Raw genomic sequence first — 19181 nt, forward strand, 5'->3', positions numbered from 1 at the left:
CCGCCGCCGTCAGTCGAGGCTGGCGGCCACCGTGGGGGCCTTGCTGCCGCGCAGGGTCGTCTCGGGCAGGCGCGCCACCAGGAACGGCGCCACCAGCGACACCGCCGCGCTGAAGAGGAACAGCACGCGGAACGCGGTTTCCGCGGCGGCGCGCACCGCGCCCGCGTCGGCCGCGTCGCCGCCCACCATCGCGCGGTGGAACATGCTCATCAGCACGTCCTCGCCGCCGCCCAGGTCGGACACGCCCATGCCGCCGTGGCGCAGCAGCCCGATCAGGACCGTGGTCAGCACCGCCACGCCCACCGCACCGCCCAGCATGCGCGAGAACGCCGTCAGCGCGGTGGCCACGCCGACCTGCTGGGGCGGCACCGCGTTCTGCGTCGCCACCAGCCCGCTGGGCAGTTGCAGCCCGATCGACACGCCCAGCACCACCATCACCAGCGCGGTGAGCGCCACCGCGTGCGGCTCGACGAAGGCCAGCACCACGATGGCCAGCGGCGCGACCAGCGAGCCCGCCAGCTGCAGCGGCTTGTAGCGCCCGCTCCAGGACATGGTGCGCCCGGCGATGAAGGCGCCGAACGGGATCGCCAGCGTCAGCGGCACCAGCCGCAGCGCCGCGCTGTCGGCCTGCGCGCCGCCCACCACCTGGAAGCGCAGCGGCAGCAGCACCGACATGGCGATCAGCTGGAAGAAGCACAGGAACAGCGTGATGCAGCAGATGGTCACGGTCGGCACGCGCAGCATGCCCAGCGGGATCATCGGATCGGCCACGCGGCCTTCCTGCCAGACGAACAGCGCCAGCCCGGCCAGCCCGGCCACCAGCAGGGCCAGCGTCTGCGGCGCCAGCGGCGACTGGCCCTGGCCCAGGCGCGTGAGGAACACCAGCACGCCGGTCAGGCCGCCGCCGAACAGCAGTGCGCCGAGGTAGTCGATGCGGTGGCGGCGCCCGCCCGCGGGCAGGTGCTTGAGCGCGCGGCGCACCACCACCAGCGCGAGCGCGGCCAGCGGCAGGTTGATCCAGAAGATCCAGCGCCACGACAGGTAGTGCGCCAGATAGCCGCCGATCACCGGGCCGGCCATGCTGGCCACGGCCCACACGCCGCTCACGTAGCCCTGGTAGCGGCCGCGGTCGCGCAGCGGCACAACATCCGCGATGGTGGCCTGCGAGACCGAGATCAGCCCGCCGCCGCCGAGGCCCTGCAGGATGCGCGCGACGATCAGTTGCGGCATGGTCTGCGCCAGCGCGCACGCCACCGAGGCCAGGAAGAACAGCACGATGGCGAAGGACAGCACCGAGCGCCGCCCGAGCAGGTCGGACAGCTTGCCGTAGATCGGCGTGACCACGGTGGAGGCCACCAGGTAGGCCGACACCACCCACGCCATCACCTCGAAGCCGTTGAGCTGCAGCGCGATCTCGGGCAGCACCACGGCCACGATGGACTGCTCCAGCGCGCCCAGGAACATCGCCAGCATGATGCCGAAGATGACCTGCATGACGGGCACCGGCGGCGTGGCAAGCGGCGCGCCGCCGCCGCCGGGCGGCCGGGCCGCGCCCTGCGCGGGCGGCGCGGCGGAGGCCGCCGCCGATGCGGCAGGGGAAGAAGAAGGCAAGGCGGAAACCGGCGGGAACGACGTCTGGGAGGCGGCGGGCATGGGCGGGCGGGAGGAGGGAAACGCGGAAAAAGGACAACGATTGGCAGGCTGGGGGGCCTCGCACATCGCTGTTTTTTGTATACAAGGGGCATATTGTAGGCCGAAGCCCGCCGCCTTGCAGCGCCCTTTTCGGGCTGATTTCCGGCGGCTTTCCGGTGGCTGCCCGATGTTTTCCGGCGGCCCTTTCAGCGCGCTTTCATTGGCCTTTCAGCCCGCTTTCACCGCCATCGCGCCACTGCGCCGCCGCCACCCGGGTGCCTTTCCGGTGCCGCGCCCGCCTGTCTTCGCGAGCGGCACCGCGCCCGCGTCAGAAGGATTCCCAGTCGCCGTTGGCCACCGCCAGGTTGCCGGCGGGCACCGCGCGCGGCGCGCGCCGCACCGGGGCCGACGCGGCGGCCTTGGCCGGGCGCGCGGGCAGCGACTTGGACGACAGCACCGGCTCGCGTCCCAGGCGCACCACCGGCGCGCGGGCCTTGCTCGGCAGCACCGGCGCGCGCGTGCCGCCCACGGCGGCCAGCGGCGCGGCGGACCTGGCCGGGGCCGCGGGAGCAGCCAGGGTCTTGGCCGGCGCGGACGCGCGGACGGCGGGCGCCGCGCGCGGCGCCTCGGCCGGGGCGGCGGGAGCCGGCGCGGCCGCCACCGCGCGCAGCGGCGCGGGGCTCTTGGCGCGGGTGGCCGCCGGGCGCGCGGCCGGGGCACGTGCCGCCGGGGCCCGCGCCGCGGGCTGCAGCGCCTTCACGGCGGCGGCGGACGCGGCGGCAACCGGCGCGCGCGCCGGCGCCGGACGCGCCGCGCCGGTCTGCTCCTGCGTCACCTGGAAGCGCGACACCTCGCTCACCAGGCCGGCGGCCTGCTGCTGCAGGCTCTCGGCCGCGGCGGCGGCTTCTTCCACCAGCGCCGCGTTCTGCTGCGTCACGCTTTCCATCTGGGTGATGGCGCGGTTGACCTGCTCGATGCCGGAGGACTGTTCTTCGCTCGCCGCGGCGATCTCGCCCATGATGTCGGTCACGCGCTTGACCGCGCCGACGATGTCGTCCATCGTGCGGCCGGCGTCCTCGACCTGTTTCGCGCCATGCGCCACCTGCCCCACCGAGCCGTTGATGAGCTGGCCGATTTCCTTGGCCGCCGACGCCGAGCGCTGCGCCAGGCTGCGCACCTCGGCCGCCACCACGCTGAAGCCGCGGCCCTGCTCGCCGGCGCGGGCGGCTTCCACCGCCGCGTTGAGCGCCAGGATGTTGGTCTGGAAGGCGATGCCCTCGATCACGCCGACGATCTCGGCCACCTTGGCCGACGACTGCGAGATGTTCTGCATGGTCTCGACCACGCCGCGCACCGCGCGCCCGCCCTCGGTGGCCACGCCCGAGGCGCTCACCGCGAGTTCGTTGGCGTGGCGCGCATTGACCGCGTTCTGCCGGACCGTGGAGGTAAGCTGCTCCATCGAGGCCGCGGTCTGCTCGAGCGACGCGGCCTGTTCCTCGGTGCGCTGGGACAGGTTGGTGTTGCCGCTGGCGATCTCGCGGGTGGCGCCGTCGATCGAGCGCGACGCGCCCTGGATGCCGTGCACGAGCGCCGCGAGCTGGCCGAAGGCCCGCTCCAGCGCGCCCAGCATGCGGCCCATTTCATCGTTGCTGCGCGTCTTGATGGCGTAGGTCAGGTTGCCCTGCGCGAGCGCCTGGGCGGCGTCGAGCGCCTGGCGCGCCGGGCCGGTGATCGAGCGCGTGATGCCGAGGCCCAGCGCCGCCGCCAGCGCCACCGCGACCGCGGCCAGCCCCACCAGCAGGTTGCGCGCCATCTCGTAGCTGGCGTTGGCTTCGTCCACCGAGGCCACGGCCACCTTGCGCCCGGTTTCGGCCAGCTCGGTCAGCTTGTCGAAATAAGGCGCCTGGGCCGCCGGCAGCGTGGCTACCATCGCGCTGCGGGCGCCGTCGAACTCGCCGTTCTGCAGCTGGCGCAGCACCGTGTCGAGCTGGCCGTTGTAGACGTCGCGCGCCTCGATCAGGCGCGTGTAGTTTTCCTGCGCCGCCGGCGAGGAAGCCTTGGCCATCCACTTGCCGAGCGCATCCAGCGCGGTGCTCATGTCCTCGCGCAGCGCGCCGATCTTCTCGGCGTTGCGCCGCACCGCGACCGGATCCTCGTTGAGGGTGGCGTCGCGCGCCAGGATGCCGACCCACAGCGCGTCCTGCTTGACGCGCTCGATCTCCATCACGCGGAACATCCGCCCTTCCACCGTCAGGCGCATCGATTCGTTCATGGTGCGCAGGGACATCGCCCCCAGCACGGCCACCGCAACCAGCAGCAGCGCCACGACCGAAAACGCCACGGTCAGGCGCGCCCCAATGCCAAAGTTTCGCAACCAACGCATTTCCCGGCTCCTTTTTTGCTTTTTCATCGCGGGCGGCACCCTGGTGCCGGACGAACCTCCGGACCGACGCCGCATCGCAGCCTTAACGGCACGCACCGGGCAAGCTTGAGGATATTTCCGCAGTTTGTTGAAATAAGGCAAAAACGCGCCGGTTAGCGGAGATATGCAGGGAAAAAGCGGGGCAATTCGGGGAATTGACAGCGGGCGTCCTGTCGTCTAATGACGGCACGCACGCGGGGGGCGCCGCCGCCGGCCGCTGCCGGCGACATCCGGTGGCACCCAGGCGGGCGCGCAAAAAAAGAAGCCCACGCGCGGGGTGCTCGTAGGCTTTCCAGGACTGCTAGGAACCGAAAGGTCCAATAGCGAATATAAACCCGCTTACATGAGGTGTAAATCCAATTTCTATCAGGGAAACCTCTGATATAAAAGTGCCGGCCCCGCCATATCGATGGTATCGGGGCGGCGCGAGGAACCTCGGCCGGAACAAGCCAGGGCTGCGCGGCAGCCCGCAGACCTCATGTTGCACCTTGGGGCTGCGGTCGGACAGCATTGGGATTTGCCACACAAGTGTGCATGAATCCACATTCGGCCACTGTGATGCAATCGATTTTTTAGAGGTTTACCTCTAGGCCAGGTGCGCTCTCCCAACCGTCCACATTTGTAAAATTTTGTTACCCTCGCGCCTGAAGTCTTCCCCTTCTCTTCCGGCGGCGGCACTCGCCACCGGTGGCGGGGCGGTATCATCGGACCCGTCTCCCGCGTACCAGCCGCGGCTGGCCGCGCTCCGTGCCGCCAGCCCCCTGGCCGGTCCCGGGAGCGGATGTTTCATTCCCGGTTCCGCCAAGGCCAGGCCGCAGTCCGCGCTCCGCAGTGCGTCACACCCCAGTTGCCCAGGCCTGGCCATCGAATCCCTGCCAGCCGACAGAACCCGCGCGGGCTCTTCCGGAGAAGTTGTGAACAAGAAGGAAATCAGGGTGGACCGCCCTAGCCGCAGACTGCAGCACCAGCAGTTGTCCACCCATAGCGCGAGCCGGAAGCCCGTGGTCGTGCACCTGTCCAGCGGTACCCGCCTGCATGGCGTGATCGTGGCCGCGGACAACTATATGGTATTGCTCGCGGAGGACGCCGGCGATCCGCTGCCCCAGGTCGTCTACAAGCACGCCATCGCCGTCATCACGCCGGCCCATGCGCCCGAAGCCCAGGCCAGCGTGCCGGGCGCGGAGAGCTCGCCGGAGTTCGTCAGCCCTTACGTCCCGCGCACGCGCAAGCGGCGCTGACGACCGGTTCCGCGCGCCCGCCATGCTGTTTACTAATAGCACCGCCAAATATGCAGGACAGTTTGAGCCCATCGCAAAAGTCACTCTAAATCTTTCCCGGCCCCAACCGATAACCCAAACAACGGTGGCACTTCTCGCCCTGCATTGCCAGGCAGCCAACGTTGCGGCAACAGCCGGATTGCACAACTCACTGTAAAAGAATAGGAGTCGTACCATGTCGATGGTCATCAATACCAACACGTTGTCCCTGATGACGCAGAACAACCTGAATTCGTCGCAATCGTCGCTGAACAGCGCGATTCAGCGTCTGTCTTCGGGCCTGCGCATCAACAGCGCCAAGGACGACGCAGCGGGCCAGGCGATCGCCAACCGTTTCACCGCCAACATCAACGGCCTGGGTCAAGCCCAGCGCAACGCCAACGACGGCATCTCGCTGTCGCAAACCACCGAAGGCGCGCTGACCGAAGTCAACAACAACCTGCAAGCCATCCGTACCCTGGCCGTGCAAGCCGCAACGGGCTCCAACTCCGCTTCGGACCTGCAATCGATCCAGGACGAAATCACCCAGCGTCTGGCTGAAATCGACCGCACGTCGCAACAAACCGACTTCAACGGCGTCAAGGTGCTGTCGTCGGCTGCTTCGTCGCTGAAGGTGCAAGTCGGTGCGCAAGACGGCCAGACCATCTCGATCGACCTGAAGGAAATCAGCACCACCACCCTGGGCATGACCGGCTTCACGGTTGCCAAGAACTCCCTGGCCACCAGCGCCCCGATCACCACGGTCGTGACTGGCACGGGTTCGGCTCCGAACGCCGTGGACCTGAGCGCCGCCGCCACCTCGCTGTCGACCGCCACCGGCGGCACCGTCAACGCCAAGGACCTGCAACTGAGCAACGTGCTGGACACGGCCGGCAACGCCACCGCCAACTACGTCGTCAAGTTCGGCAGCGACTACTACGCCGCTTCGGTTGACTCGGCTACCGGCGCTGTCACGCTGAACACCGCCGACATCAGCGTCGGCGACGCCGCCAACGGCAACACCGGCAGCAGCATCGCCGCCCAGCTGGTCAAGGTCGGTGCCGACTCCGCCGGCGCAGCCGTGGCCTACGTGACCCAAGGCGGCAAGAACTACGCCCTGGACGCAGCCGGTCAAGGCGCGCTGGCCAACGGCGGCGCGACCACCACCACGATCTCCAACGCCACGCAGATCGAACTGAGCACCAAGGGTGCCACCACCGCCACCACCGAATTCACCGGCGTGGGCAGCTCCAACCCGCTCGACACGATCGACAAGGCCCTGGCTACCGTGGACAAGCTGCGCAGCTCCCTGGGTGCCGTGCAGAACCGCTTCAACTCGGTGATCTCGAACCTGGGCTCGACCGTGACCAACCTGTCCGCTTCGCGCTCGCGCATCCAGGACGCCGACTACGCCACGGAAGTGTCGAACATGTCGCGCGCCCAGATCCTGCAACAAGCTGGTACCGCTGTGCTGGCCCAGGCCAACCAGACCACGCAGAACGTGCTGTCGCTGCTGCGTTAATCGCAACAGTAGCCGCACCCCTGGCGGCGCCGGACCTTCGGGCCCGGCGCCGCCGGGAATGCTTCCAGAGCGGTCTCCGCTCTGAAAGCGTTTCCACCGGAGCCGCCCGCTCCGACCGTCCCTTGCGAGAGACAGACCATGATCAGCCCGACCGAACAGCTAGCCAAGTTGCCCGCCGCGCCGTTGCCCGCCACCCCTCCCACTGCGGCACCTGCGGCCCAGGCAGGCGTGCCGGCCGGGAGCCTGCCGGGCGCCATCGCGGCGGGCAAGGCGCCGGGCGACAAGGCGCACGCCGAAAGCTCGAAGGAACTGGCCAGCGCGCTCACCAGCCTGACCGAGGCGCTGCGCGCCACGCCGGTGGAAGTGCGCTTCAGCATCGACGGCGACACGCACCAGATCGTGACCACGGTGGTGGACAAGTCCACCGGCGACACCATCCGCCAGTTTCCCTCCGAAGAAGTCCTGCGCATCACGCGCGCCATCGACAGGCTGCAAGGCCTGCTGATCCACCAGACCGCATAGGCGGCCCCCGCAGTCTCTCCCTCGAACAAGACAACACAGGCAGCAAATCATGAGCACACCGATTTCGTCGATTGGCGTTGGTTCCGGACTGGACCTCAGCACCCTTCTGACCAACCTGCAGTCGGGGGAGGAAACCAAGCTGCAGCCGATCACGGACGCGCAGACCGCGGCCACCACCAAGCTGTCCGCCTACGGCCTGCTGCAGGGCGCGCTGGCCTCGTTCCAGAATGCCGCCGCCGCGCTCGGCGCCGCCAGCCTGTACAACAGCACCACCACCTCGTCGAGCAACACCGGCGTGCTGACCACCAGCGCGGACAAGACCGCTGTGGCCGGCAACTACGCCGTCAACGTAAGCCAGCTCGCCACCTCGCAGACGCTGGTGTCGAACGGCATCACCGACGCCACCGGCCAGCTGCTGGGCAGCGCCAGCATCAAGATCGAGCTCGGCACCACCGCCGCCGACGGCACCTTCACGCCGGGCAGCGGCACGCCGACCACGATCAACATCAACGGCACCAACAACACGCTCACCGGCATCCGCGACGCGATCAACGCATCGAACGCCGGCGTCACGGCCAGCATCGTCAACGACGGCAGCGGCACGCCGTACCACATCGTGCTGACCTCCAACACCACCGGCGCCAAGTCCAGCATGCGCATCTCGGTGGGCAGCAACGGCAGCGGCGACCCGTCCACGATCAGCGGCCTGCTGGCCTACGATCCGGCCGGCACCAAGTCGATGACGGAGAACATCAAGGCGGTCGACGCCAAGCTGACCGTCAACGGCCTGGCCATCACCAGCGCCAGCAACACCGTGCAGGGCGCGGTGCCGGGCGTGACCATGACGCTGACCTCGCTGGGCGCCAGCAACGTCGGCGTGAGCACCGACACCTCGTCGATGGCGGGCGCCGTGCAGAGCTTCGTCACCGCCTACAACACGCTGCAGAGCACCGTGGCCAAGCTCGACAGCTACGACGCCGACACCAAGACCGCCGGCACCCTGCTCGGCGACAGCACCGTGCGCACCATCGAGAGCCAGCTGCGCGGCGTGTTCAACACGGCGCCGACCGGCAGCAACGCCATCAACCTGACGCAGGTCGGCATCGGCTTCAACGCGGACGGCAGCATGTCGCTGGACACCTCCAAGCTGAACGCGGCGCTGACCAGCAACCGCGCCGGCGTGCAGCAGCTGTTCAGCGGCAGCGACGGCAAGTCCGGCTACGGCAACCAGCTCTCCAGCCTGGCCGCCAGCTTCACCGCCACCAACGGCGTGCTCACCACCGCCACCGCCGGCGTCAACACGCAGCTCAAGTCGCTGGGCGACGACTACACCAACATGTCGAACCAGATCGACGCGACGATGGCACAATACCGCGCCCAGTTCCAGCAGCTCGACACCATCATGGCGCAGATGACGTCCACCAAGAACTACCTGACGCAGCAGTTCGCCTCGATGAACGGAACGTCGTCGAACTGAACGCGCCGGGATCATTGCCGACACAGCTTCAAACCCAGGGATCGTCATGTACGCACGCACCGCCGCCAATGCCTACGCCAACGTAGGCGTCCAGACCGGGGCCATGAGCGCCTCGCCGCACCGGCTCATCGTCATGCTGTTCGACGGCGCGCGCGCGTCGATCGCCCGCGCCCGCTTCCACATGGAAGCGGGCAAGGTCGCCGACAAGGGCATGGCCATCTCCAAGGCCATCGAGATCATCGAAAGCGGCCTGCGCGCCTCGCTCGACCATACGGCGGGCGAGGAGCTCGCGGCCAATCTCGACTCCCTCTACGAATACATGGCGCGCCAGCTCATGCTCGCCAACCTGCACAACGACGACGCGCGCCTGCTCGAAGTGGACAAGCTGCTGGCCGACATCTCGGCGGCCTGGGGCCAGATCGACCCCACGCGCGAGCCCGAGCCGGAGCATCAATTGCTGCGCCCCAGGGACGCCGTCTCCATCGGTGCCTGACATGCTCACGCAAAAGAACCACCTGATCGCCTGCTATGAAGCCTTGCTGGTCCTCTCCGGCCAGATGTGCGAGGCTGCCCGCGCCGGCGACTGGGATGCGCTGAGCGCCCTGCAGGCGCGCTACGTGGCGCAGGTCAACGTGCTGCGCAACAACGACGACGTGGTGCTGCTGTCGCCGCAGGAGCGCCGCTACCGCTACCAGATGCTGGAGACCATCCTGTCGCAGGATGCCGCCATCCGCAACCTGGTGATGCCCCAGATCGAACGGCTCGGCCACCTGCTCAACAACTCGCGCCGCCGCCAGGAACTGCATCACGCCTACGGCGCCGACGCCCGTTACTGATCGCGCCGAATGGTCGGCATCCATCTTCCGCCAGATCCCGCGCTGGCGCTGCGCAACACGGACCCGCAGGGACTCAAGTCCGCGCTGAGCGTGGCCAAGCTGGCCGCGCTGATGCCCGCCGGCGCCGTCACCGAGACGGTGGCGCCGGCCGACAGCGGCGCCACGGTGCAGCAGAACCGCCCCGGCATAGTCACCGGCGGCACGCCGAACCCCGCCGACGGCGCCGCGCCGGCCTCCGCGCGCGAGACCTTCAGCTCGGCCGCGCGCGTCATCCTGGACATCCTCGAAGGCACCGAGCCGGCCCCGCTGCGCGGCTCGGCCCCGCTGCTGCCCAGCGCGCCGGCGCCCGGCAGCACCGGCGCGCTGGCCGCGGCGCTGGCGCAGCAGGTCGGGCAAAGCGGCCTGTTCTATGAATCGCACCTGGGCCAGTGGGTCAACGGCACGCAGCCGCTCGACGCCCTGATGCGCGAGCCGCAGGCCGCGCTCGGACCCGGCCCGGCCGCGCCCGCCAGCGCCCCCGCGCCCGGCGCCGACGACGGCGCGCCGGTCCTGCAGCTGACCTACCAGCCGGCCCCCGTGGCGCCGCCCACGGCGGCCCAGGCCGCCGCGGCGGACGCCCGCGCGGTGGCCGCGGCCACGGTCGCCATCGTGGCCCAGCCGGACACCCAGGCGCCCGCCGACGACGCGCCGCCCCCCGCCGCCAACGCGGCCACCGCGGCCAGCCATGCCGCGCAATCCAGCGCGCCGCCGGCCACGTCCGGCCTGCCGGTCCCGCAGGGGCCGTCGGCCCATCTCGCGCAGCAGGCCACGCAGGCCTACCAGGCCGCCTCCGCCCCGCTGCCGCAGGCGCGCCACGTGGACGCCGACGGTGCCGTGGCCGATGGCCGCGGCGGCGACGCCCGCCTGGGCGCGGCCTCGGCCACCCCGGCCGCCGGCCCGGCGGTCCACCCGGACGCCGCCGCGCTGGTGCGCCAGCAGCTCGACACCCTGGCCACGCAGCAATTCCGCTGGATCGGCGAGGCCTGGCCCGGCACGCCGCTGGACTGGCAGATCCGCCGCGAGACCGAGGAGCGCCACGCGGGCGGCCACGGCCAGGCGCCCGACCCGGCGCGCGCGCCGTGGTCGACCAAGCTGGTGCTCCAGTTCCCGCACCTGGGCACCGTCGAGGCGCGCCTGAGCGTGGCCGGCAACCGCATCGAGGCGCGCCTGGCCGCGCCCGACTCGGTCAACCGCCTGCACGCGGCCCGCGCGCAGCTGCAGGAGCGGCTGGCCGCCACCGGCCTCGATCTGTCCGCGCTGGCCGTCAACGGCATCCTCTCGCCCGGGGAGAACCTGCCTTGAACCAGCCCATGCCGCAGGACGACGCGCGCGGCAGCGCGGTCGCGCTGGCCTACGAAGAAGGCCGCGACGGCAGCCCGCGCGTGGTGGCCAAGGGCTACGGCGAGATCGCCGACGCCATCATCGCGCGCGCCCGCGAGAGCGGCGTGTACGTGCACAACTCCCCCGCGCTGGTGACGCTGCTGATGCAGGTCGACCTGGACTCGCACATCCCGCCGCAGTTGTACGTGGCCGTGGCCGAGCTGCTGGCCTGGCTGTACCAGCTCGAAAAGGCCGCCGCCGGCGAGGGCGCGGCCGGCGCGAAGCCGGCCCGCGGCGCCTGAGCCGCGCGCCGGCGCCCGATCCGGCACACCCCGGCCGCGAGCGCCCCCGGCGCGCCGCCAGCCGCCGCCACGGGCCATGAATTGGCCCTGTTTTGGCCTTGTATTCCCGCCTCTGAAGAAAACGCCGCCCTGATACGGTTGAGGGCGTCGGATATTGTCATTTCTCCTGTACGCGCGAGGCGTCGTGGGCGATCGGAATGCCAGCTCCGGCATGCCTGGAAATCCACTCACGATGAAACGACCCCAGCACGCTCCCACCTTGCCGCCGCCGATCGCCAGGGCCCAGACGCTCTATGAAGCGGGGAAGTTCCGCGAATCCCTGGCGCAGGCCGACAAGGCCGAGAAGCTGCTGGGCCGGCAGGCCGAGATCCGCTACTGGCAGGCCGCGGCCTACCTGGGGCTGCACGACACCATCCGCGCCGGCGAGGTCATCGACCAGGCGCTGCGGGAATTCCCCGAGCACACGCGCCTGATGGCGCTGGGCGGCGCCATCGCCATGCGCAACGGCGACCACGCGCGCGCGCGCGCCTGGCTGGAGCGCTGCATCGAGCTGGCCCCGGGCCAGATCCACGGCTGGATCAACTACGGCGCCCTGCTGGCGGAACTGCGCGAGTACGCCGGCGCGCGCGACGCCGCGCAGAAGGCCCTCGCGCTCGATCCGCACGAGCCGGTGGCCTACGCCAACTACGCCAGCGCGCTCAAGGAAACCGGCGAGATGGACGCCGCCATCGTGGCCCTGCGCCGCGCGGTGCAACTGTCGCCGCGCGACGCCGCGATCCGCGCCAACCTGCTGTTCGTGATGCTGTTCGACCAGGCCACCACCGCGCAGGACCTGCTGCGCGAGGCCAAGGCCTTCGGCCGCCAGCTCACCCCCCTGCTGCGCCCGCAGCCGGCGCGGCCGCAGCGCCCGGGCGCGCCGATCCGCCTCGGCCTGCTGTCGAACGACCTGCTGCGCCATGCCTGCGCCTATTTCATCCTGCCGCTGCTGGCCAACCTCGACCGCAGCCGCGTGGAGGTGGTGGCGCTGTCGCTGAACCCGGTCAGCGACCACGTCACCGACAAGATCCGCCTGAACGCCAACCGCTTCGTGCCGCTCGCGGGCATGTCGCGCGAGCAGCTCATCGACACCGTGCGCGCCGAGCAGCTCGACGTGCTGATGGACCTCGGCGGCCATACCGGCAATTCGCCGCTGCAGCACATGGCGCACGGCCTGGCGCCGGTGCAGATGACCTGGCTGGGCTACCCCGGCAGCACCGGCATGGAGGCCATCCGCTACCGCATCAGCGACTGGACCTGCGACCCGGCCGGCTTCGAGTCGCACTACACCGAGACCCTGCTGCGCGCGCCGCAGGTCTCCTACGTGTACGCGCCGCTGGTGCAGGACCCGCTGTCGGTCTACGCGCCCAAGTACCGCGTGCGCGAGACGCCCGCGCTGCGCAACGGCTTCGTCACCTTCGGCTCGTGCAACAACCTTGGCAAGATCACCGCGCGCACGCTGGCCCTGTGGGCGGCGGTGCTGGCGCGCTGCCCCGGCAGCAGGCTGCTGCTGGAGCTGCGCGAGATCGACCAGGAATCGGTGCGCGCGCCGCTGCTCGCGCGCTTGGCGCAGGCCGGCATCGACCCGCAGCGCGTGACCTGCGTGCCGCGCGCCAGCGCCAACCAGTACCTGACCTACCACGACATCGACATCGTGCTGGACACCGCGCCGCTGACCGGCGGCACCACCACCTGCGACGCGCTGTGGATGGGCGTGCCGGTGGTCACGCTGGCCGGCAACGCCTACCACGCGCGCATCTCGGCCACGTTCCTCAAGGCGCTCGGCCTCGACGGGCTGATCTGCGCCGACAAGGACGCCTACGTCGACGCCGCCGCCACGCTGGCCGGCGACGTCGACGGGCTCAACGCGCTGCGCCTGGGCATCCGCCAGCGCTTCGAGCAAAGCCCGGTGGCCGACGGCGCCGGCTTCGCGCGCTGGCTCGAGACCGAACTGGCGGCGCTGGTCGACCCGCGGGGTCTGCGCGGCCCGGCGCCCGCCGCCCAGCACGACGGCATGTTCTTCGCCGGTGCCTGGCACGGCATGGGCGAGATCGTGGTGGCCATCGCCGGCCTGCTCGAGGCCGGGCGCTTCGGCGAGACCCGCAGCCTGCTGGAAAACCTGAGCGCCAAGTGGAGCAAGCACTGGCTGGTGCCCTACGTGCTGGCCGAGATGGAATACCGCGGCGGCAACAAGGAGGCCGCCATCGACCTGCTGATGGAAAGCGTCGGCCTGCGCGCCTACCACGTGCCGCTGTACCGCCTGCTGAGCGCGCGCATGGACGAATGCGGCTACGACAAGACCGTGCTGGCCGACTTCCTGCAGCAGCAGTTCGGCATGAGCCTGGACTATCTCGGGCAGCAGGCCGTGCCCACGGTGTTCGACGTGCTCGGCATCGAAGTCGTGCCGGCGCAGTCGTCCGCCACCACCACCGAACACGCGCCCGCCTGAGCCATGAAGAAAACCCTCGCCGCCCCCAAGGCCAACCAGCACATCCAGAAGGCCGACGCGAGCTATTTCGCCGGCCGCTACCAGGAGGCGATCGAGCATGCGGCCAAGGCCCGCAAGCTCGACCCCGGACTGCCGCAGCCCTATTACTGGCTGGCCTTCGCGCACCTGGCGCAGCACCATGACGAAGAGGCCTACCAGTGGATCGCCAAGGGGCTGGCGGTGGCGCCGGACAACCCCGACCTGATGACCATGCGCGGGCGCATCCTGAACAAGATGGGCCGCCTGCAGGAAGCGCGCGAGCAGCTCGAGACCTGCGTGGCGCGGCACCCGCAGTCGCTGGGCGGCTGGGCCAACTACGCCATCGTCCTGCGCGTGCTCGGCCTGCACGCGCAGGCCCTCGAGGCCTCGGTCAAGGCGCTGGCGCTGGCGCCGGACAACGCCTCCGTGCTGGCCAACTACGCCAACGACCTGCGGGACACCGGCAACGCCGAGGAAGCCGTCGGCATCCTGCGCAAGGCTGCCCGGATCGAGCCCGAGAACCGCAGCATCCGCACCAACCTGCTGTTCCTGATGCTGTTCGGCGAACAGACCACCGCCGCCGACCTGCTGGCCGAGGCGCAGGGCTTCGCCCGCCTGCTGGCCGCCAAGCCGATCCCCGGCGCGGCGCGCACGCCCGCGCCGGCGGCCGGCGGCCGCATCCGCCTGGGCATCCTGTCCAACGACCTGTACCGCCACGCCTGCGCCTACTTCCTGGTGCCGTTCCTGGCCAACCTGGACCGCGCGCGCTTCGAGGTCGTGCTGCTCGGCCTGCACGCGTACCGCGACCAGATCACGCACAAGCTCGAGATCTATTCGGACCGCTTCGTGCAACTGGCCAACAAGAGCGACGCGGACGTCGTGCAGGCCGTGCGCGACGAACACCTCGACGCGCTGATCGACCTCGGCGGCTACACCGGCACGCCGCCGCTGCAATACATGGTCCACGGCCTGGCGCCGGTGCAGCTCACCTGGCTCGGCTATCCGGGCAGCACCGGCATCCCGGCCATCCACCACCGCGTCACCGACTGGACCGGCGACCCGGCCGGCTTCGAGGCGCACTACACCGAGAACCTGCTGCGCGCGCCGGTGTTCGCCGCCTACCAGCCGCTGGTGCACAGCCCGCTGCTGGCCTACCAGCCGCAATACCAGGTGCGCGAGACGCCCGCGCTGCGCAACGGCTTCATCACCTTCGGCTCGTGCAACAACCTCGGCAAGATCACCGGCCGCACCCTGCGCCTGTGGAGCGCGGTGCTGGCGCGCGTGCCCGGCAGCCGCCTGCTGGTGGAAGCCGCCGAGCTGGACAAGGACAGCGTGCGCGAGCCGCTGCTCGCGCGCATGGCGCAGGCCGGCATCGATCCGCAGCGCGTGACCTGCATCCCGCGCGAGGGCAAGAACCAGTACCTGACCTACCACGACATCGACATCGCGCTGGACACCTCGCCCGTGACCGGCGGCACCACCACCTGCGACACGCTGTGGATGGGCGTGCCGCTGGTGACGCTGGCCGGCCCGGCGTTCCACACGCGGGTGTCGGCGCCGTTCCTGCACGCGGTGGGGCTCGACGGCCTGATCTGCGAGACCGAGGCGGACTACGTGACGATGGCCGCGCAGCTGGCCGCCGACGCCGAACAGCTCAACGCCCTGCGCCTGAGCCTGCGCCACCGCTTCGAGAAAAGCGCGATCTTCGACGCGGCCGGCTTCACGCGCTGGTTCGAGGACCAGCTCGCGGAGCTGGTCGGCCGGCACCGCGACGTCGGCCACCTGGCGCCGCGCGCGCAGGACGGCGTGTTCTGCGCCGGCGCCTGGCATCCGATGGAGCACCTCGTGCTGACCATCGGGATGCTGCTGGAAGAAGGCCGCCACATCGAGCTGAACAGCCTGCTGGAAAACATGTCGGCCAAGTGGAGCAAGCACTGGCTGATCGCCTTCGCGCTCGGCGAGATGGCGCAGCGCACCGGCGACCACGAGCGCGCGCTGGAGCTGCTGATGGAAGCCGTCAACCTGCGCCCGTACCACCTGCCGCTGTACCGGCTGCTCAGCGCCCGCATGGAAGCGGGCGGGCACGACAAGACACCGCTGGCCGAGATCCTGCAGCAGCAGTTCGGCCTGGACCTGGCGCTGATCGACAGCCAGGGCCGTCCTTCCACCCACGAGATCCTGGGCATCCAGGTGTTGGAGAAAGCCGCATGAAAGCCGTCATCCTGGCGGGCGGGCTGGGTACCCGCATTTCCGAAGAGTCGCACCTGCGGCCCAAGCCCATGATCGAGGTCGGCGGCAAGCCGATCCTGTGGCACATCATGAAGATGTACGCCGCGCACGGCATCAACGACTTCGTCATCTGCCTGGGCTACAAGGGCTACGTCATCAAGGAGTACTTCGCCAACTACTTCCTGCACATGTCGGACGTGACCTTCGACATGTCGGAAAACCGCATGGACGTGCACTGCCGCAAGGCCGAGCCGTGGCGCGTGACGCTGGTCGACACCGGCGAGGAATCGCAGACCGGCGGGCGCCTGCGCCGCGTGCGCGACTACCTCACGCCGGGCGAGCCGTTCTGCTTCACCTACGGCGACGGCGTGTCCGACATCGACCTCACCGCCGAGATCGCCTTCCACCGCAACCACGGCCGCTGGGCCACGGTGGCCGCGGTGCAGCCGCCCGGGCGCTACGGCGCGCTGGAGCGCACCAGCGAGGGCATGGTGGCCGGCTTCGCCGAGAAGCCGCGCGGCGACGGCGCCTGGATCAACGGCGGCTTCTTCGTGCTGCAGCCCGAGGTGATCGACCTGATCGGCGACGACAAGACCAGCTGGGAACAGGGCCCGATGGAAGAGCTCGCCACGCGCGGGCACCTGCTGGCCTTCGAGCACCAGGGCTTCTGGCAGCCGATGGACACCCTGCGCGAGAAAAACATGCTCGAGCAGTTGTGGCAGTCGGGCGCGGCCCCGTGGAAGACGTGGTGAGCACGGCGGGCGCGATGAGCGCGATGAGCGCGGCGAACCCGATGGCGGACAGGCTCGGCCACTACGCGGGCCGCCGCGTCTTCCTGACCGGGCACACCGGCTTCAAGGGCGCCTGGCTGGCGCTGTGGCTGGCGCGCCTAGGCGCGCGCGTGAGCGGCTACGCGCTGCCGCCGGAGCAGCCGGCCGGCCTGTTTACCGCCGCGGGCGTGGCCGACACGCTGCACGGCCACCACCTGGCCGACATCCGCGAGGCCGATACGCTGGCCCGCGCGCTGCGGGACGCGCAGCCGGAAATCGTGTTCCACCTCGCGGCGCAGCCGCTGGTCGGCGCCGGCTACCGCGACCCGGTGGCCAACTGGGCCACCAACGTGATGGGCACCGTCAACCTGCTCGACGCCGTGCGCCAGTGCCCGGGCGTGCGCGCGGTGGTGGTCATCACCACCGACAAGTGCTACGACAACAAGGAGTGGGTCTGGGGCTACCGCGAGACCGACCCGCTCGGCGGCCACGACCCCTACAGCGCCAGCAAGGCCGCGGCCGAGCTGGTCGCCGCCAGCTACCGCAATGCCTTCCTGGCCGAGCGCGGCGTGCTGGTGGCCACCGCGCGCGCCGGCAACGTGATCGGCGGCGGCGACTGGGCGGACAACCGCCTGGTGCCCGACGCCGCGCGCGCGGCCGCCGCCGGCGGCGTGCTGGAGATCCGCAACCCGCACGCCACGCGGCCGTGGCAGCACGTGCTGGAGGCGCTGCACGGCTACCTGCTGCTGGGCGCGCGGCTGATGGGCGGCGAGCCGGCCCTCGCGCGGGCCTTCAACTTCGGCCCGCAGGCATCGGACAACCTGGCCGTGGGCGCGGTGCTGACCGCGCTCGAACGGCACTGGCCCGAACTCCGCTGGCAACTGGCCGACACCGGCGCCGGCGCGCCGCACGAAGCGCGCAACCTGCACCTGGACTCGTCCCTGGCCAGGGACATGCTCGGCTGGCAGCCGCGCTGGGCGCTCGACCAGGCGCTGGCCGCCACCGCCCACTGGTATCGCGCCGTGCAGGCGGACCCCGCCGCGGCCCGCGCCGTGACCGAACGACAAATCGATCAATTCCGCGTATGACAGACGCTGTCCAAGCCAACCACGCCGCCACGCAGGCGCCCTGCCGCGCCTGCGGCGCGCCGCTGGCGCAAACCGTGGTCGACCTCGGCCTCTCGCCAGTCTCCAACGCCTTCATCAAGGCCGGCGACGCGGCCCGCGCCGAGATCTTCTACCCGCTGCACGCGATGGTGTGCGAGCACTGCTGGCTGGTCCAGCTGCGCGACGCCACGCCGGCGGAAACCCATTTCCACGACGACTACGTGTATTTCTCCTCGTATTCGTCGTCCTGGCTCGAGCACGCGCGCCGCTACGTCGGCGCCATGACCGCGCGCTTCGGCCTCGGCGCCGGCAGCCGCGTGATGGAGCTGGCCAGCAACGACGGCTACCTGCTGCAGTATTTCGTGCAGGCCGGCGTGCCGTGCCTGGGCGTGGAGCCCACCGCCAACACCGCCGCCGCCGCGCGCGCCAGGGGCGTGGACAGCCGCGAGCTGTTCTTCGGCACGGCCAGCGCGCGCGCGCTGCGCGAGGAAGGCTGGCAGGTCGACCTGCTGCTTGGCAACAACGTGCTGGCGCACGTGCCGGACATCAACGACTTCGTCGGCGGCATGCCGGTGGTGCTCAAGCCGCAGGGCGTGATCACGCTGGAATTTCCGCACCTGCTGCGCCTGATCGAGCAGAACCAGTTCGACACGCTATACCACGAGCACTACTCCTACCTGTCGCTGGCGGCGCTGCAGCCCGTCTTCGCCCGGGCCGGCCTGCGCGTGTTCGACGTCGAGCACCTGCCCACCCACGGCGGCAGCCTGCGCGTGTTCGCCTGCCACGCGGGCGCGGCCCACGCCGCCACGCCGGCGGTCGCCGCCGCGCTGGCCGAGGAGCACGCCGCCGGCCTGACCAGCACGGCGCTCTACGCGGGCTTCGCCGAGCGCGTGCGCAAGGCCAAGCGCGACCTGCTGTCCTTCCTGATCGAGGCGCGCAATGCCGGCAGGCGCATCGCCGCCTACGGCGCCGCGGCCAAGGGCAACACGCTGCTCAACTACTGCGGCGCGGGCACCGACTTCATCGACTACGTGGTGGACCGCAACCCCACCAAGCAGGGCCGCCTGCTGCCCGGCACGCGCATCCCGGTGGTGGCGCCCGAGCATGTCTTCGGCGACCGCCCCGACTACCTGCTGATCCTGCCGTGGAACATCAAGGACGAGGTGATGGCGCAGATGGCCGGCATCCGCGAGTGGGGCGGGCGCTTCGTGGTGGCCATCCCGGAAACCGCGGTGCTGCCATGAC

The 19181-nt window shown here is 70.4% G+C and carries 15 protein-coding genes; 13 read left to right on the top strand and 2 right to left on the bottom strand.

What is annotated here, in order from left to right:
- Positions 1–9 precede the first annotated feature (9 nt).
- Positions 10–1494 (bottom strand): MDR family MFS transporter, encoded by a 1485-nt coding sequence (locus ACWTPI_RS31395; RefSeq protein ID WP_020202415.1) that lies wholly within the window; start codon positions 1492–1494, stop codon positions 10–12.
- A 466-nt stretch (positions 1495–1960) separates the two neighbouring features.
- Positions 1961–4015: a methyl-accepting chemotaxis protein gene (locus ACWTPI_RS31400; RefSeq protein WP_454733724.1), complete on the bottom strand. Its 2055-nt coding sequence runs from the start codon at positions 4013–4015 to the stop codon at positions 1961–1963.
- Positions 4016–4968: 953 nt separating this feature from the next.
- Here ACWTPI_RS31400 and ACWTPI_RS31405 point away from each other — a divergent pair.
- The 13 genes from ACWTPI_RS31405 (at position 4969) to ACWTPI_RS31465 (ending at position 19180) form a co-directional block, all read left to right on the top strand.
- Positions 4969–5292, top strand: coding sequence for an RNA chaperone Hfq (locus ACWTPI_RS31405; RefSeq protein WP_029044221.1), 324 nt, complete (start codon positions 4969–4971; stop codon positions 5290–5292).
- A 214-nt stretch (positions 5293–5506) separates the two neighbouring features.
- Complete coding sequence (locus ACWTPI_RS31410; protein ID WP_454733725.1) at positions 5507–6832, top strand: FliC/FljB family flagellin; 1326 nt, start codon at positions 5507–5509, stop codon at positions 6830–6832.
- A gap of 138 nt (positions 6833–6970) precedes the next feature.
- Positions 6971–7354 (top strand): flagellar protein FlaG, encoded by a 384-nt coding sequence (locus tag ACWTPI_RS31415; protein ID WP_454733726.1) that lies wholly within the window; start codon positions 6971–6973, stop codon positions 7352–7354.
- 49 nt (positions 7355–7403) lie between these two features.
- Entirely contained in the window at positions 7404–8831 is a 1428-nt protein-coding gene (gene fliD / locus ACWTPI_RS31420) for a flagellar filament capping protein FliD (RefSeq protein WP_020205899.1), read from the top strand.
- 46 nt (positions 8832–8877) lie between these two features.
- Positions 8878–9324 (top strand): flagellar export chaperone FliS, encoded by a 447-nt coding sequence (gene fliS, locus ACWTPI_RS31425; protein WP_454733727.1) that lies wholly within the window; start codon positions 8878–8880, stop codon positions 9322–9324.
- 1 nt (position 9325) lies between these two features.
- Positions 9326–9667 carry a flagellar protein FliT gene (locus ACWTPI_RS31430; protein ID WP_020205897.1) on the top strand — a complete coding sequence of 114 codons (342 nt, stop codon included), beginning with the start codon at positions 9326–9328 and terminating at the stop codon, positions 9665–9667.
- 9 nt (positions 9668–9676) lie between these two features.
- Positions 9677–11008 (top strand): flagellar hook-length control protein FliK, encoded by a 1332-nt coding sequence (fliK, locus tag ACWTPI_RS31435; RefSeq protein WP_454733728.1) that lies wholly within the window; start codon positions 9677–9679, stop codon positions 11006–11008.
- Between the two features lie 8 nt (positions 11009–11016).
- On the top strand, positions 11017–11328 hold the full coding sequence (locus tag ACWTPI_RS31440) for an EscU/YscU/HrcU family type III secretion system export apparatus switch protein (protein ID WP_059412393.1): 312 nt from the start codon (positions 11017–11019) through the stop codon (positions 11326–11328).
- Positions 11329–11560: 232 nt separating this feature from the next.
- Complete coding sequence (locus ACWTPI_RS31445; protein ID WP_454733729.1) at positions 11561–13813, top strand: O-linked N-acetylglucosamine transferase, SPINDLY family protein; 2253 nt, start codon at positions 11561–11563, stop codon at positions 13811–13813.
- Positions 13814–13816: 3 nt separating this feature from the next.
- Positions 13817–16042 carry an O-linked N-acetylglucosamine transferase, SPINDLY family protein gene (locus tag ACWTPI_RS31450; protein WP_454733730.1) on the top strand — a complete coding sequence of 742 codons (2226 nt, stop codon included), beginning with the start codon at positions 13817–13819 and terminating at the stop codon, positions 16040–16042.
- Positions 16039–16812, top strand: a complete 774-nt coding sequence (gene rfbF / locus ACWTPI_RS31455) for a glucose-1-phosphate cytidylyltransferase (RefSeq protein WP_059412390.1) — start codon at positions 16039–16041, stop codon at positions 16810–16812. Before ACWTPI_RS31450 ends, rfbF begins: the two co-directional genes overlap by 4 nt.
- Positions 16813–16853: 41 nt before the next feature.
- Entirely contained in the window at positions 16854–17918 is a 1065-nt protein-coding gene (rfbG, locus tag ACWTPI_RS31460) for a CDP-glucose 4,6-dehydratase (RefSeq protein WP_454734047.1), read from the top strand.
- Positions 17915–19180, top strand: coding sequence for a methyltransferase domain-containing protein (locus ACWTPI_RS31465; RefSeq protein ID WP_454733731.1), 1266 nt, complete (start codon positions 17915–17917; stop codon positions 19178–19180). The genes rfbG and ACWTPI_RS31465 overlap by 4 nt, the downstream gene beginning before the upstream one ends.
- The last annotated feature ends 1 nt before the right edge of the window (position 19181 follow it).

This window comes from Cupriavidus ulmosensis (genome assembly GCF_977008105.1).

Coding starts and splice junctions, on each gene's coding strand:
- ACWTPI_RS31445 (WP_454733729.1), top strand. CDS start 11,561: ATGAAACGACCCCAGCACGCTCCCACCTTGCCGCCGCCGATCGCCAGG.
- ACWTPI_RS31465 (WP_454733731.1), top strand. CDS start 17,915: ATGACAGACGCTGTCCAAGCCAACCACGCCGCCACGCAGGCGCCCTGC.
- ACWTPI_RS31410 (WP_454733725.1), top strand. CDS start 5,507: ATGTCGATGGTCATCAATACCAACACGTTGTCCCTGATGACGCAGAAC.
- fliD (WP_020205899.1), top strand. CDS start 7,404: ATGAGCACACCGATTTCGTCGATTGGCGTTGGTTCCGGACTGGACCTC.
- fliK (WP_454733728.1), top strand. CDS start 9,677: ATGGTCGGCATCCATCTTCCGCCAGATCCCGCGCTGGCGCTGCGCAAC.
- ACWTPI_RS31395 (WP_020202415.1), bottom strand. CDS start 1,494: ATGCAGGTCATCTTCGGCATCATGCTGGCGATGTTCCTGGGCGCGCTG.
- ACWTPI_RS31400 (WP_454733724.1), bottom strand. CDS start 4,015: ATGCGTTGGTTGCGAAACTTTGGCATTGGGGCGCGCCTGACCGTGGCG.
- ACWTPI_RS31440 (WP_059412393.1), top strand. CDS start 11,017: ATGCCGCAGGACGACGCGCGCGGCAGCGCGGTCGCGCTGGCCTACGAA.
- rfbF (WP_059412390.1), top strand. CDS start 16,039: ATGAAAGCCGTCATCCTGGCGGGCGGGCTGGGTACCCGCATTTCCGAA.
- rfbG (WP_454734047.1), top strand. CDS start 16,854: ATGGCGGACAGGCTCGGCCACTACGCGGGCCGCCGCGTCTTCCTGACC.
- ACWTPI_RS31430 (WP_020205897.1), top strand. CDS start 9,326: ATGCTCACGCAAAAGAACCACCTGATCGCCTGCTATGAAGCCTTGCTG.
- fliS (WP_454733727.1), top strand. CDS start 8,878: ATGTACGCACGCACCGCCGCCAATGCCTACGCCAACGTAGGCGTCCAG.
- ACWTPI_RS31450 (WP_454733730.1), top strand. CDS start 13,817: ATGAAGAAAACCCTCGCCGCCCCCAAGGCCAACCAGCACATCCAGAAG.
- ACWTPI_RS31415 (WP_454733726.1), top strand. CDS start 6,971: ATGATCAGCCCGACCGAACAGCTAGCCAAGTTGCCCGCCGCGCCGTTG.